Raw genomic sequence first — 13311 nt, forward strand, 5'->3', positions numbered from 1 at the left:
AAACCTGTATGTGCGGTCTTCCTGAAACACCGCATCGCCTGATTTCACGACTGCTTCGCAGCCGAACGCAGCCTCGCAGGCTCGACAGCTGCTACACGATGGAGATCAGCCAAGCAGCTTCTGCAACTGCGCCGTGGTGTCCACTGCGCCCATGGTCTTGGCGGCATCCAGCGCAGAGACGCCATTGGCATCCTTGGCTTTCGGGTCGGCGCCTTTGCTGATCAGGTAGTCGACGATTTCGACGCGATTGAACATCGCCGCCATCATCAGCGCAGTACGGCCATCGAAGGACGAACCTTCCACTTGCGCGCCGCCTTCAACCAGTGCCTTGACCACCGCCAGGTCACCCTTGAACGCCGCGCCGGCAATCGGGCTCTGGCCGTTGTCGTTGCGGATTTCCGGGTCGGCCTTGTGCTCGAGCAGGACTTTTACCGTCTCCACATGGCCGTGGTAAGCGGCCAGCATCAGCAAGGTGTCGCCCTTGTGGTTACGCAGGTTCGGCGGCAGGCCCTTGGTCAACAGCGCAGCCATCATGGCCGCATCGCCCTCGCGCGCCTTGTTGAATACCTGTTCGGCAAATTCAGCGGCTTCTTCGGGGGACATCTGGCGGCTTTGGTCTGACATTGGGCACTCCACGTTCGGTTATTCGCAAAGCCGACAGTTTCCCGAGCAGCCCCGAGGCTGTCACTTCTTTTTTCTCATGGACGGCCATAGCCACATTCAATAGCGCTGCATTCAATAACGAAAAGCGCCGCCGTGAATATCCGCCAGCAACTGCGGAGTGACCTGCACATAAGTCTGGGTCCCCGGTAACCAGGCGTAGATCGGATCATCGCCGGTTTTGCCGGGGTCGAAGGCTTCGTCCTTGAGGCGGGTCTTCTGATATTTGAAGGTGCCGGTGGTCTCCATTTTCACTTTGACTCGCAGGAACAACGGCACCGCATAGGCGGGCATTTGCTCTCGGGCGAAAGCCAGTAGCTCACTGAAATCCAGGGTCGCCAGGGACTCGGCTGGCGTAATCGCCGCCATCCCCGCACGCCCGTTGGTGTTGCGGATTTCCACGCCGTAGGCCACGGCCTCGGAAATATTCGGGTGTTGCAGAAGGATGTTTTCGACCTCGGTGGTCGAGACGTTTTCGCCCTTCCAGCGGAATGTATCTCCCAAGCGATCAACAAACTGCGCGTGACCAAAACCGATGTTGCGCAGCAGGTCACCGGTATTGAAGTAACGGTCGCCCTTCTCGAACACGTCGTGCAGCACAACCTTTTCGGTCTTCTGCGGATCGGTGTAGCCATCAAGCGGCGCCTTGTCGTCGATCTTCGCCAGCAACAGTCCCTGCTCGCCTTTGGCGACTTTGCGCATGAAGCCCTGGGCATCCCGAATCGGCGCGCCGCTGTCGTGGTCGTACGCCGCCAACTCCCATGACATCAGGGAAAAACCGACGGTGTTATCAAAGTTAAGGATGTTGGTGAAACCGATGTTGCCGTCGCTGGCGGCGTAGAGCTCGCAGATGTGATTCACACCGAATCGCGTCTTGAACTCGCCCCATGCGCCGGGGCGCAGACCATTGCCGATCATCTTCGTCACGCAGTGCTTGCTGTCGTCGGCGCTGGGCGGTTGATCCACGAGGTAGCGGCACAATTCGCCGACATAACCGAGAGTGGTCGCGCGGTACTTGCGCACATCGTTCCAGAATTGACTGGCGCTGAACTTGCGGCGAATGGCAAAGCCCGAGGCGCCACTGATCGCCGAGCCCCAGCACACGCACAGCCCGGTGGCGTGATAGAGCGGCAAGGTGCAATAGACGACATCCTCCGGGCGCATATCCAAGGCGATCAGCCCGAAGCTTGCGGAGCTGCGCATCCAGCGGCCGTGTTTGAACACCCCGGCCTTGGGCAAGCCGGTGGTGCCCGAGGTGTAGATATAGAAACAAGGGTCGTCGAAAAAAACCTGCTGACTGCTGACGGGGTTGGCGCTGGAGCTGACGACACTGGCGGTCATCAGGTTGATGAACCCGTCGGGCGCAATGCCCGGATGACTGAAGGTGTCTCGATCAGCGACGAACCAGGTGCGCGCCGCCTCGATCGACACCCGTTCGCGAACTGCCGAAAACGCCGGGACCAGCTCTTCTCCGACAATGATCGCCACGGGTGCCACCAGGTTCAGGCTGTGAGCCAGGGTATCGCGGGTCTGCGACGTATTGAGCAAGGCACTGATCGCGCCAACCTTGGCCACCGCCAGAATCGTCACCAGCAGTTCCGGGCGATTCTCGATAAAGACCGCCACCACATCGCCCTTGCGGATGCCTTGGGCAATCAGATGATGGGCAATGCGATTGGCCCATTGGTTGACCTGAAAATAAGTCAGCGCTACCTCGCCCTGCAGCAATGCCGGGCCGTCGGGATTGCGCAACGTCGCTTGCTCGAAGCTCCAGCCCAGGCCACACGGTTGGGTCGGGTCCTTGACGTTGGCGGCTTTCATGCCCTTCACCACGCGAGGAATGGCTTTGGCAATGGAAGGCAGCTTGCGGAGCATCATGCCCCAGGTAATTGTGTCGTGCGGCGTGCGGCTCATGGTTGCTCCCGGTCGATCTTTTTATTGTTCGGGCGGCGTTGATTGAGGCCGAAAATACGTCAGCGGTTCCTGAGCTGTACACGCGGTTTTTGAAATGATTTGTATCCACGTCTGCGGCATTCGAAATCGTGAGCCTGCGCCGGGCAAATGGTTCCATCGAATCGACGTCGACCACGCAAAATGCAGGATGCACGATGGCCATTCATGCAGATTGCACGAAAGTGCAAAATCACTTAAAAACTAACTAATTGATATGTAAGGACTTTTAAAAAATCAGGTGCTGGCACAATCACTGCAACTACCTCTGCATGCTTGCCATTCAAGAGCTAACGGAGCTGATAGACATGAACCTGATCCAAGAAAAATTTTCGTCCCTGTTCTCCAACTTCGAAGTGACCACCCAGCCACGTCCGGACGGCGGCATTCTGCTGACATTGAGCAGCACCGACGGCAAAGTCTTCAAACGCTCGATTTCCTACCAGCAATTGCATGCCGGTGATCAGCTGTCCTGGGTGATCAGTGCCATTCGCCGTGACATCGCCGAACAGGCCAGCGAACTGCCACAGATTTCCATGCTGCAAAGCCAGCAGCGGTTTGCCCTGCCGACGTATCACTCGGTTTAAACCCCTAAAACACTGTGGGAGCGAGCTTGCTCGCGATGGCGGCTGAACATTCAACACTTGAGTTGACTGACAGACCGCTATCGCGAGCAAGCTCGCTCCCACAGGTTATGTGCGACGTGGCTTAGAACGTGGAAGGATCGATCCGCTCAAAATTGTCGACGGTCACATGCCCCGCCAACTCCCCGCCTTCACGGGCCAGCCCGCACGTAGCCATTCCCGCCGTGTGCGCCGCGTCCAGTTCCTCGACGATGTCGGACAGAAACAGGATCTGCGAAGCGTCCAGGCCAATGGACTGGGTAATGCGCTCGTAGGACTGCGCTTCACGCTTGGGCCCCGAGGTGGTGTCGAAATAACCACTGAACAGCGGCGACAGGTCCCCCGCTTCCGAGCAGCCAAAGATCAGTTTTTGCGCCTGAATCGAACCGGACGAATAAACAAACAGTTTGAAGCCTTCCTGATGCCAGCGTCTGAGCGCTTCAACGGCGTCCGGATAAACGTGGCCTTTCAACTCCCCGGCCTGATAACCCTGTTCCCAGACCATGCCTTGCAACGCTTTCAGCGGCGTGGCTTTGCGGTCGTCGGCGATCCATTGCAGAAGAATGTCGATCACCCGCTCGACGTCGGCGTTCGGCTCGTTGGTATCCTGGCGAACGGCGGCCAGTTGCTCGGCAACATCCGCACGCGCGGCGTGCTGGCGAACAAAATCCGGCAAGTGTTTGGTCGCGTAGGGAAACAGCACGTCGAACACAAAACTCACCGCGCTGGTGGTGCCTTCGATGTCGGTGAGAATCGCTTTGATCGGCATCGCCTCAGTCCTCAAGACGCGGGAAGCAACTGGCGATGTCGTCGCCGGTGAAATTGGCCACCCAGCCTTCAGGGTTGTTGAACAGGCGGATCGCGACGAAATGCGGATGCTCGCCCATGTCGAACCAGTGCGGGGTGCCGGCCGGCACCGAGATCAGGTCGTTTTTCTCGCACAGCACCGCGTAGACGTAATCGTCAATGTGCAGGGTGAACAAGCCACGGCCGGCGACGAAAAATCGTACTTCGTCTTCGCCATGGCGATGTTCGTCGAGAAACCTGGCGCGCAATTCGGCTTTTTGCGGGTGATCGCTGTTCAGGCTGATGACATCGACGGTGATGTAACCGCGTTCGGTCATCAGCTTGTCGATTTGTTCCTGATACGCGGCGATCACTTCTTCCTGACTGGCGCCGGGCTGGATTTTCGCCGCGGCTTGCCAGCGGTCGAAACGCACGCCCTGCTCGGCCAGGGTCGAGGCGATGTCTTCGAAATGCGTCAGCACCTTGTTCGGTAAATCAGGGCTTGAGACGTGGTAAACGGACAGGCTGCTCATCAGGGCAACTCCTTAACGGTTCATGCTTGACGGTTCAAGAGTGAGCGCATCTTCAACTCGCACTCGAACAAAAATTCAAAGGCCTCGATCTGCCGCAGCGCATCGCTCATGCGCGCGCCCCAGGTGTAGAGGCCGTGGCCGCGGATCAGGTAGCCGACGCAATCGGGATGGGCCTGGAGCCAAGGCTGCACCTTGGCGGCGAGGCGCGCAATGTCCTGATCGTTGTCGAAAATCGGCACACGTACCCGGGATTCGTGGGTCGACACACCACTGAAGGCTTTTTGCAGTTCGTAGTCTTCGAACTCGATGAAGTCTTGCGGCGTCAGGCGCGACAGCACCGTGGCGTTCACCGAATGCGTGTGCAGCACCGCGCCGATCTCCGGGCGCCAGTTGTAGAGCTGGGTGTGCAACAGGGTTTCGGCGGACGGTTTTTTGCCCGGTTCCAGGCTGTTGCCAGACAGATCGGTGGCCAGCACATCATCGGGGCCAAGCTGACCTTTGTGCTTGCCGGACACCGTCAGCAGCGCTTCAGTCGGCGACAGGCGCGTCGAGTAATTGCTGCTGGTGGCCGGCGACCAGCCGCGGCCATACAGAAAAAGCCCGGCATCGATGATTTCCTGGGTGAGGTGCTCACGGGTAAGGCTCATGGCCGGTCCTCTTGCATACGTGTGGCAATGATAACGGCTGCCGCGAAGGCTGCGAGGCTGGCAATACTAAAGGTCAATGCGGGGCCGAGGGCATTCCAGCTGTAGCCGGAATACAACGCGCCCAGTGCGCCGCCAGTGCCGGCCAGTGCGGCATACAACGCCTGGCCCTGCCCTTGTTGGCGTGCGCCGAAGCTACGTTGCACGAACTGGATGGCAGCCGCGTGAAAGCTGCCGAATGTCGCCGCGTGCAGCACCTGGGCAATCAACAGCACCCACAGGAACTCAGCAAACGAACCGAGCAACAACCAACGCAACGCCGCCAGCAGAAAACTCGCCAACAGCACCCGTCGCACGGAGAAACGCGCGAGGATCTTGCTCATGGCCAGAAACATCAAGACTTCGGCGACCACACCGACCGCCCAAAGCACGCCGATCAGCCCACGGCTGTACCCGAGTCGCTCCAGGTGCAAGGTCAGAAAGGTGTAATAAGGACCGTGGCTCATCTGCATCAGCGCCACGCAACCGTAAAACGCCAGCACCCCGGGATTGCGCAATTGCTTGAGAAACCCATCTCCCGCAATTCGATTGCCCTGAGCCGGTTGGGCGTTCGGCACCCACAAACTGCTGACCACGATCCCGGCCATGATCAGCACCAACGCCAGCGGATAGATATCCAGGCTCAACCATTCGAACAGCCGGCCAAGCGCAACCACGGTGATGATAAAACCGATGGAACCCCACAGGCGGATCTGACTGTAACGATTAGTCTGGCCCTGCAAGTGCGCCAACGTGATGACTTCGAACTGCGGCAACACCGCGTGCCAGAAGAACGCGTGCAAGGCCATGACCATCGCCAGCCAGGCGTAGGTCTTGCTGACGAAGATCAGCGAAAACGTCAGCAGCGTGCACACCGCACCAAAGCGCACGATGGCCAGGCGTCGGCCGGTGTAATCACCGAGCCAGCCCCAGATGTTCGGCGCCAAGCAACGCATCAGCATCGGGATCGCCACCAGCTCGCCGATGCGCGCGCTGGAAAAGCCCAGGTGATCGAAGTACAGCGCCAGAAACGGCGCTGTCGAACCGAGCAAGGCGAAATAGAACAGATAGAAACTGGAGAGCCGCCAGTACGGGAGCGCCGCTGTTGTCATCTGACAGCAGCGGCTTTGAGGTCAGCCATTAAAGCTGACCCAGCACCGGCGTGCTCACGCGCACGTCCAGGTTCTGCCCGCGGTGACGCAACAGGTGATCCATCAGCACGATGGCCATCATCGCTTCGGCGATTGGCGTGGCGCGGATGCCGACGCACGGGTCATGACGCCCCTTGGTGACGACTTCCACCGGGTTGCCATGGATGTCGATGGAACGACCCGGCGTGGTGATGCTCGAGGTTGGCTTGAGTGCCAGGTGCGCGACGATCGGCTGACCCGACGAAATGCCACCCAAAATGCCGCCCGCGTTGTTGCTGAGGAAACCTTGCGGGGTCATTTCATCGCGGTGCTCGGTGCCGCGCTGGGCAACGCTGGCGAAACCGGCGCCGATTTCCACGCCTTTGACTGCGTTGATGCTCATCAGCGCGTGAGCGAGTTCGGCATCGAGACGGTCGAAGATCGGCTCGCCGAGGCCAGGCATTACGCCTTCAGCGACTACGGTGATCTTCGCGCCGACCGAATCCTGGTCGCGACGCAACTGGTCCATATAGGCTTCCAGCTCCGGGACTTTGTCCGGATCAGGGCTGAAGAAGGCGTTTTCCTCCACCGAATCCCAGGTCTTGAACGGGATTTCGATCGGGCCGAGCTGGCTCATGTAGCCACGAATGACGATGCCCTGAGTGGCCAGGTATTTTTTCGCAATCGCCCCGGCGGCCACGCGCATGGCCGTTTCGCGGGCCGAACTGCGACCGCCGCCACGGTAATCGCGCTCGCCGTATTTGTGGTGATAGGTGTAGTCGGCGTGGGCCGGGCGGAACAGGTCCTTGATCGCCGAGTAATCCTTGGACTTCTGGTCGGTGTTGCGGATCAACAGGCCGATGGGGCAACCGGTGGTGCGCCCTTCGAACACGCCGGAGAGGATTTCGACTTCGTCGGCTTCCTGACGCTGGGTGGTGTGGCGGCTGGTGCCGGGTTTGCGGCGATCCAGGTCACGCTGCAGATCCTCCAGAGAGATCTCCAGGCCCGGCGGGCAGCCGTCGACAATGGCGACCAACGCCGGGCCATGGCTTTCGCCCGCGGTGGTGACAGTGAACAGCTTGCCGTAGGTATTGCCGGACATGCAGGACGCTCCGTGAATTCGAACCAAATACGTAATGCGCGCCAGTATACGCAGGCTACCCAACTAGTTCATCCTCGAACCTTATGGGTGCCTGCGAGTCCAACCGGCACCTTGTTCATGATGGCGTGATGATGCTGCGAGTTATAGCCTTGAGCCTTACCCTCTTTACCGGCTTTGTACAGGCCACCGTCCTGCAACGCCCGATCACATTGGACACCGGCACCGGTGAGCTTTTCGGCTCGTTATTGCTGCCCAAGTCCGACACGCCGGTACCGGTTGTCCTGATCATTTCCGGCTCCGGTCCTACGGATCGTGACGGAAACAACCCCGACGGTGGACGCAACGACAGCCTCAAGCGTCTCGCTTGGGTCCTGGCCAAACACAACATCGCCAGCGTGCGTTATGACAAACGCGGCGTGGCGGCGAGTCTTGCGGCGACCCTGGACGAACGCAATCTGTCGGTTGAAGCCTATGTGGCCGACGCCGAGGCCTGGGGCCAGAAGCTCAAAACCGACCCGCGCTTTGGCCAGCTGATCCTGCTGGGCCACAGCGAAGGCGCCTTGATCGCCAGCCTCGCGGCGCCGAGCCTGGATGCCGCCGCGGTCATCTCCATGTCCGGCAGCGCCCGGCCGATCGATCAGGTGTTGCGCCAACAATTGAGCAATCGCCTGCCGCCAGCACTGATGCTGCGCAGCAATGAACTGCTCGACAGCCTCAAGGCCGGCCACACTGATGACAACGTTCCGCCGCAGTTGCAGGTGATTTTCCGCCCGAGCGTGCAGCCGTATCTGATTTCATTGTTCCGCCAGGACCCGGCGGCGGCGTTCGCCAAGTTGAAGATGCCGGCGCTGATCATCCAGGGCAGCAATGACATCCAGGTCGGCGTCGGTGACGCCAGGCTGTTGAAGGCCGCCAAACCGGACGCCGAACTGGCGCTGATCGAGGGCATGAACCACGTGATGCGCATCGTGCCCATCGATGTAAAACGGCAATTGGCCTCTTATAAGGATCCGCAATTGCCGCTGGCGGCCGAACTCGGCACGCGAATCCTCGGGTTTATTGACGGACTTCGCACCAGTTAAGCGCTGTTTGCCCTCTAGTCTTAAAAAAAACGGCCGATAAGCCTTTGTCGCCAGCGCTATGACTGGCGGCAAGCAGAGCTTGGACAGGATCTCGCCGTTATGACTGATACCCAGACTTCACCCGACACCACTGCTGAAAAAGACGCACCACCAGTGGTCGAGCTGCCGTGGGCGGACGTCCACGCCGAGCACCACAAGATGCTCCGTCTGGCGCCATTGCAAACCGACCGCAACACCGGTGGACGGCCGCTGCGCTTTGTTGAATTCGGTTACGCCGAGCGCAACAACAAGGAACACAGCCTGATGCGCATGAGCATTTCGCTGCCCGGCCAGCGCGTGCGCAAAGAACAGAATCATCTGGACGTGTGGGTCGATCACGCCACCAAGCGCGTGCATTTCGGGCCTGACAGCGGTTTGCAGATCGAACCGATGAACCGTGGCATCGGTCGCTATATGGCCGCTCAGGGCATTACCTGGGCGAAAAAGAGATGGCCCGGCTACACCGTCGACGGCACCGACCTGAACAACAAGGATGCGCTGAACGAAGACACTCGCCTGCGTCGCGATCACTTTTTGCGGATGCATGGTTTCGACGTGATCTACGCCGACGCCCAGCATTTGAAGGGCAGCGTCAAAGAAGTGCAGGTCGGCGACCTGTTGGGTGACTGGAGTACGGAAAAACTGCAGGTCGTGGAAATTCTTGAGGCGGCGCAGATGCTCCAGCAAGCCGAGCAAAATCTCGCCGAGCAGGAAGTCAAACTCAAGAAACACGAAGAAAAGGTCAGCAAGTACAAGCGCGAAGACGCCGGACTGCGCTTTACCATTACCTGTCTGGTGGCGTTTGCGGTGTTTCAGGCGGGGTTGTTGATCTGGATTGCCACGCACCGGTGATCGCGCAGACCTGATCGTTCCCACGCTCCGCGTGGGAACGATTGTTACGGGTTAAACTCGGGAAGCGAATAGCGCCTGATGGTTGCGGCACTGTTCCGCCGTCAGCATGAACACGCCATGCCCACCACGCTCGAAATCAAGCCAGGCGAAGTCGACTTCCGGGTACAGCGCCTCAACGTGAACCTGGCTGTTGCCCACCTCGACAATCAGCAAGCCCTTCTCGGTCAGGTGATCCGCCGCTTCGGCGAGCATGCGACGCACCAGGTTCAAACCATCATCACCGCAGGCCAGGCCCAGCTCCGGTTCGTGCTGGTATTCGTCCGGCATGTCGGCGAAATCTTCCGCATCGACGTAAGGCGGGTTTGACACGATCAGGTCGAAACGCTGACCCGGCAAACCATCGAAACCATCGCCCTGAACCGTGTATACCCGCTCATCGACGCCATGGCGCTCGATGTTCTGGTTGGCCACTTCCAGTGCTTCGAACGACAGATCGGCCAACACCACTTCGGCGTTCTGGAACTCGTAGGCACAGGCAATACCGATGCAGCCGGAACCGGTGCACAAGTCGAGAATCCGCGCAGGTGCGGTACCCAGCCACGGAGCGAAACGTTTTTCGATCAGTTCGCCAATCGGCGAACGAGGGATCAAGACGCGCTCATCGACAATGAACGACATGCCGCAAAACCACGCTTCACCCAACAGGTAGGCGGTAGGAATGCGTTCTTCGATACGGCGCTTGAGCATGCGTTGCAGCTTGACCAGCTCGTCTTCTTCAAGATTGCAGTCGAGATAGCTGTCGGCGATTTCCCACGGCAAGTGCAAGGCACCCAACACCAACTGACGCGCTTCGTCCCAGGCGTTGTCGGTCCCATGGCCGAAAAACAGATCCTCCCCATGGAAGCGGCTGACGGCCCAACGGATATGGTCGCGCAGGGTACGAAGTCGGGAAGTGATCACGGGGCAAACTCCAAAAAAAACGACTGGCGATTCTAACAGCCAAAACGCGTCTCGACGACGCGGGAAAACTACCGGCGCAAATGTAGGACTATTCTATTTTTTCGGCCGGCTATTGAACAAAACGAGCCTATTGACAAGGCTGCGAGCCAGCAAAGACGGCGCCTACGATGGTAGCGATTCACAGAAGCGCTCAGCCAGAGGACAATGTCGCAAAAGCCCCACTCGAAGGAGCCCCAGAATGTCCGTTCCAAAAACGATGTTTCAACTCAGCGGCCGCGGTTATGCAGCAGCCGTTCTGAGCCATGCGACCCTTGTCATCATCGATGCCCAGAAAGAATACCTCAGCGGCCCGTTGGCCCTGATCGGCATGGATGCTGCCGTCGCGAACATCAAGCAACTGGTGGCCGCTGCCCGTGCAGCCGGCCGGCCGATCGTCCATGTCCGCCACCTCGGCACCGTCGGTGGGCTGTTCGATCCACAAGGTGAGCGCGGTGAGTTCATCCCGGGCCTGGAACCACAGGGCGACGAAACCATCATCGGTAAATTGCTACCGAGTGCGTTCCACGGCACCGAACTGCTGGAACGCCTGCAGAATCTCGGCTCCCTGGACCTGATCGTGTGCGGTTTCATGAGCCACTCCAGCGTCAGCACCACGGTGCGCGCCGCGAAGAACCTGGGCTTTCGTTGCACGCTGGTGGAAGACGCCTGCGCCACTCGCGACCTGCCTTACAAGGGCGGCGTATTGAGCGCAGACCACGTTCAGCAGACCGAAATGGCGATCATGGCGGACAACTTCGCCACCCTCGCGCTGACTCACGAACTGATCTGATTGACGCTCGATGAGCGGTCCATGCCGCCGCTCATCCGCAAAAACCTATCATTTGCTGTAATTGTCTTAGCCTCAGGAACATCCCGGTCAACTCCCGGTCGAAGGGCCGATACCCATTGAGGAAGGTCGGAATGAAGTTATCCGATGGTTTTGACGCTCGCCGCTTGCGGCCCAAAGGCCAACGCAACTGGCGTTTTCGAATCGGCGCGGCATTTGCTGCCTTGCTGTCGATGAGCGGTGTGTTGCTGGCGATGGCAGGCATAGCCAGCCTGCTTGGCCACGCGCCCGCCCTGGGCGAGTTGAATACCAACCGGGTCGGTTCGGCAGTGATTCTGGCGATTGGCCTGTTCGTGCTGTACCTCGGCGTGTGGCTGTGGCGCCGCTGCCGTCGCCGCTCGCGGCAGTCGCAAGAACTGAACATCTCCCCGCATTTGATGAAAAAGCACGACTGAGCCGAGTGCTGCGCGTTTTCTCGCGCCCCATTCGCCTCGAGTTGGGTAAACTGGCCGCCCTTCGCGGAGGCTGACATGCAAGACGACGATTTTTCCCTGTTCAAAAGCGCGATCCAAGGCGTCAAGCCGATCAAACACGATCGCGCCGAAACCGGCAAACCCAAGGCTGACCGCGCACAAATCGCCAAGTTGCGACAAGCCGCCACCGTACGCACCGATGCCACCACCGTTGACGGGCTGTCCGATCAGTTCGTTATCGATGTTGGCCCGGAAGACGAGCTGATGTGGGCGCGTGACGGTGTTCAGGAAAGCCAGATGCGCAAGCTCAAGATCGGACAGATTCCGTTCGAAGGCAGCCTCGACCTCCATGGCATGAACGTGGAAAAGGCTCGGGAAACCCTCTGGGCGTTTCTGGCCGAAGCGACCAAATTCGAAATCCGCTGCGTACGCGTCACCCACGGCAAGGCCGTGCGTCTGGACGGCAAGCGGCCAATGATCAAAAGCCACGTCAACACCTGGCTGCGCCAACATTCACAAGTGCTCGGCTTCACCTCGTGCCAAGCGAAACACGGCGGCGCCGGAGCGGTTTATGTGATGCTCAAACGAACCATGATGGAAGGTCGCGACGAGTAAAGCGGTCGCCTGGCAAATTATCGGGATAACGATTTGCAATGATATGGGAGCTCCCGTAATACTTCGCAGATGGAATTTAAAGAACGACTCAAAGCAGCCCGCCAACACGCCAAGCTCAATCAGACCGAGCTTGCCGAACGCGCAGGCCTGACGCAAACCTCAATCTCCGACCTCGAGCGCGGGAAATCGAAGGCAACAGCCTTTGCTGCCCAGATCGCTTCAGCGTGTGGCGTTTCACCGATGTGGCTGGCTGAAGGTGTCGGTGACATGCTTAAAGGGGTGTCCGATGCTGTTCCGTTGAATCGCCCCCCTCCAAGCGTTTCAATGTCAGACATCCAGCCTTGGGACGACAGCACGCCCCTGGATGACGACGAGGTTTATGTCCCCTTCCTGCGTGAAGTTGAGCTGGCGGCCGGTTCAGGCCGTTTCGTGATCGCGGAAAACGACAGCGCCCGACTGCGCTTCTTCAAGAAAGACCTGCGTCACAACAACGTGCAGTTCAACGACGCCAAGTGCGTGGTGGTGAGCGGAAACAGCATGCTCCCGGTACTGCGCGACGGCGCTACCGTTGGTATGAACGTCGGAAAGAACTCGCTGGGCGACATCGTCGACGGCGACATGTACGCGATCAACCACAACGGCCAGCTCCGCGTGAAACAGGTCTACCGACTGCCCAGTGGCATCCGCCTCCGCAGCTTCAACCGTGACGAGCATCCAGACGAGGACTACACCTTCGCCGAGATCCAGGAGCAGCAGCTTGCGATCCTGGGTCATGTCTTTTGGTGGGCGATGTATTCGCGGTGAACTGAGTTGCGGTGATTCGTGAGCGTTTAGTGCCATAACGTGCAATACAGTAAATCGACGCCCATCCAAGAAAAGCCCGCCAAGCGCGGGTTTTTTTGTATTTGGAATATAGGCACGGAATAAAATATGGGAATACCCATTGACACAAAATATGGGAACACCCATATTTGTACTCAAGCCAACGGGTAATCGA

15 protein-coding genes are annotated in these 13311 nt (G+C 59.1%); 7 read left to right on the plus strand and 8 right to left on the minus strand.

What is annotated here, in order from left to right; translation table 11 throughout:
* Window positions 1–105: 105 nt before the first annotated feature.
* Both AC3IUE_RS22185 and AC3IUE_RS22190 read right to left on the minus strand, forming a co-directional pair.
* Window positions 106–624 (minus strand): ankyrin repeat domain-containing protein, encoded by a 519-nt coding sequence (locus AC3IUE_RS22185; RefSeq protein ID WP_056740408.1) that lies wholly within the window; start codon window positions 622–624, stop codon window positions 106–108.
* A 111-nt stretch (window positions 625–735) separates the two neighbouring features.
* Window positions 736–2574, minus strand: a complete 1839-nt coding sequence (locus AC3IUE_RS22190) for a long-chain-acyl-CoA synthetase (protein ID WP_489263762.1) — start codon at window positions 2572–2574, stop codon at window positions 736–738.
* Window positions 2575–2918: 344 nt separating this feature from the next.
* Between AC3IUE_RS22190 and AC3IUE_RS22195 the strand changes: the two genes are divergently transcribed.
* Window positions 2919–3197 carry a DUF3509 domain-containing protein gene (locus AC3IUE_RS22195; RefSeq protein WP_008146103.1) on the plus strand — a complete coding sequence of 93 codons (279 nt, stop codon included), beginning with the start codon at window positions 2919–2921 and terminating at the stop codon, window positions 3195–3197.
* A 121-nt stretch (window positions 3198–3318) separates the two neighbouring features.
* Here AC3IUE_RS22195 and mtnC read toward each other — a convergent pair whose 3' ends face one another.
* Genes mtnC through aroC form a run of 5 tightly spaced genes read right to left on the minus strand, consistent with a single transcriptional unit; the run spans window position 3319 to window position 7467 of the window.
* Window positions 3319–4002: an acireductone synthase gene (mtnC, locus tag AC3IUE_RS22200; protein WP_489263764.1), complete on the minus strand. Its 684-nt coding sequence runs from the start codon at window positions 4000–4002 to the stop codon at window positions 3319–3321.
* Between the two features lie 4 nt (window positions 4003–4006).
* A complete protein-coding gene (locus tag AC3IUE_RS22205; RefSeq protein ID WP_489263765.1) occupies window positions 4007–4552 on the minus strand; it encodes a 1,2-dihydroxy-3-keto-5-methylthiopentene dioxygenase in 546 nt (181 codons plus the stop codon).
* Between the two features lie 20 nt (window positions 4553–4572).
* Window positions 4573–5199, minus strand: coding sequence for a methylthioribulose 1-phosphate dehydratase (locus tag AC3IUE_RS22210; RefSeq protein ID WP_489263766.1), 627 nt, complete (start codon window positions 5197–5199; stop codon window positions 4573–4575).
* On the minus strand, window positions 5196–6347 hold the full coding sequence (locus AC3IUE_RS22215) for an MFS transporter (protein WP_489263767.1): 1152 nt from the start codon (window positions 6345–6347) through the stop codon (window positions 5196–5198). The genes AC3IUE_RS22210 and AC3IUE_RS22215 overlap by 4 nt, the downstream gene beginning before the upstream one ends.
* A gap of 28 nt (window positions 6348–6375) precedes the next feature.
* Window positions 6376–7467 (minus strand): chorismate synthase, encoded by a 1092-nt coding sequence (gene aroC / locus AC3IUE_RS22220; RefSeq protein WP_046047494.1) that lies wholly within the window; start codon window positions 7465–7467, stop codon window positions 6376–6378.
* An 83-nt stretch (window positions 7468–7550) separates the two neighbouring features.
* Here aroC and AC3IUE_RS22225 point away from each other — a divergent pair, with 83 nt between their 5' ends.
* On the plus strand, window positions 7551–8549 hold the full coding sequence (locus tag AC3IUE_RS22225) for an alpha/beta hydrolase (RefSeq protein ID WP_489263768.1): 999 nt from the start codon (window positions 7551–7553) through the stop codon (window positions 8547–8549).
* A gap of 99 nt (window positions 8550–8648) precedes the next feature.
* Window positions 8649–9440, plus strand: a complete 792-nt coding sequence (locus tag AC3IUE_RS22230; RefSeq protein ID WP_056740395.1) for a hypothetical protein — start codon at window positions 8649–8651, stop codon at window positions 9438–9440.
* A 51-nt stretch (window positions 9441–9491) separates the two neighbouring features.
* On the opposite strand, the gene prmB is transcribed toward AC3IUE_RS22230, so the two are convergent.
* On the minus strand, window positions 9492–10400 hold the full coding sequence (prmB, locus tag AC3IUE_RS22235; protein WP_489263769.1) for a 50S ribosomal protein L3 N(5)-glutamine methyltransferase: 909 nt from the start codon (window positions 10398–10400) through the stop codon (window positions 9492–9494).
* 238 nt (window positions 10401–10638) lie between these two features.
* On the opposite strand from prmB, the gene AC3IUE_RS22240 reads away from it, so the two are divergent.
* From AC3IUE_RS22240 to AC3IUE_RS22255, 4 genes are all read left to right on the plus strand, one after another.
* The gene (locus AC3IUE_RS22240; RefSeq protein WP_033057146.1) at window positions 10639–11229 is read left to right on the plus strand and encodes a cysteine hydrolase family protein; all 591 of its coding nucleotides are present in this window, start codon (window positions 10639–10641) and stop codon (window positions 11227–11229) included.
* A 131-nt stretch (window positions 11230–11360) separates the two neighbouring features.
* A complete protein-coding gene (locus AC3IUE_RS22245) occupies window positions 11361–11681 on the plus strand; it encodes a hypothetical protein (protein WP_056740391.1) in 321 nt (106 codons plus the stop codon).
* Between the two features lie 75 nt (window positions 11682–11756).
* Window positions 11757–12314 (plus strand): Smr/MutS family protein, encoded by a 558-nt coding sequence (locus AC3IUE_RS22250; RefSeq protein WP_056740389.1) that lies wholly within the window; start codon window positions 11757–11759, stop codon window positions 12312–12314.
* Window positions 12315–12383: 69 nt separating this feature from the next.
* Window positions 12384–13118, plus strand: a complete 735-nt coding sequence (locus tag AC3IUE_RS22255; protein WP_489263770.1) for an XRE family transcriptional regulator — start codon at window positions 12384–12386, stop codon at window positions 13116–13118.
* Window positions 13119–13311: the final 193 nt, after the last annotated feature.

This window comes from Pseudomonas sp. GL_093, assembly GCF_057837605.1.

Excerpts from the sequence above, each read along its gene's own strand:
- AC3IUE_RS22185 (WP_056740408.1), bottom strand. The coding sequence starts at position 624 with ATGTCAGACCAAAGCCGCCAGATGTCCCCCGAAGAAGCCGCTGAATTT.
- AC3IUE_RS22190 (WP_489263762.1), bottom strand. The coding sequence starts at position 2,574 with ATGAGCCGCACGCCGCACGACACAATTACCTGGGGCATGATGCTCCGC.
- AC3IUE_RS22195 (WP_008146103.1), top strand. The coding sequence starts at position 2,919 with ATGAACCTGATCCAAGAAAAATTTTCGTCCCTGTTCTCCAACTTCGAA.
- mtnC (WP_489263764.1), bottom strand. The coding sequence starts at position 4,002 with ATGCCGATCAAAGCGATTCTCACCGACATCGAAGGCACCACCAGCGCG.
- AC3IUE_RS22205 (WP_489263765.1), bottom strand. The coding sequence starts at position 4,552 with ATGAGCAGCCTGTCCGTTTACCACGTCTCAAGCCCTGATTTACCGAAC.
- AC3IUE_RS22210 (WP_489263766.1), bottom strand. The coding sequence starts at position 5,199 with ATGAGCCTTACCCGTGAGCACCTCACCCAGGAAATCATCGATGCCGGG.
- AC3IUE_RS22215 (WP_489263767.1), bottom strand. The coding sequence starts at position 6,347 with ATGACAACAGCGGCGCTCCCGTACTGGCGGCTCTCCAGTTTCTATCTG.
- aroC (WP_046047494.1), bottom strand. The coding sequence starts at position 7,467 with ATGTCCGGCAATACCTACGGCAAGCTGTTCACTGTCACCACCGCGGGC.
- AC3IUE_RS22225 (WP_489263768.1), top strand. The coding sequence starts at position 7,551 with ATGGGTGCCTGCGAGTCCAACCGGCACCTTGTTCATGATGGCGTGATG.
- AC3IUE_RS22230 (WP_056740395.1), top strand. The coding sequence starts at position 8,649 with ATGACTGATACCCAGACTTCACCCGACACCACTGCTGAAAAAGACGCA.
- AC3IUE_RS22240 (WP_033057146.1), top strand. The coding sequence starts at position 10,639 with ATGTCCGTTCCAAAAACGATGTTTCAACTCAGCGGCCGCGGTTATGCA.
- AC3IUE_RS22245 (WP_056740391.1), top strand. The coding sequence starts at position 11,361 with ATGAAGTTATCCGATGGTTTTGACGCTCGCCGCTTGCGGCCCAAAGGC.
- AC3IUE_RS22250 (WP_056740389.1), top strand. The coding sequence starts at position 11,757 with ATGCAAGACGACGATTTTTCCCTGTTCAAAAGCGCGATCCAAGGCGTC.
- AC3IUE_RS22255 (WP_489263770.1), top strand. The coding sequence starts at position 12,384 with ATGGAATTTAAAGAACGACTCAAAGCAGCCCGCCAACACGCCAAGCTC.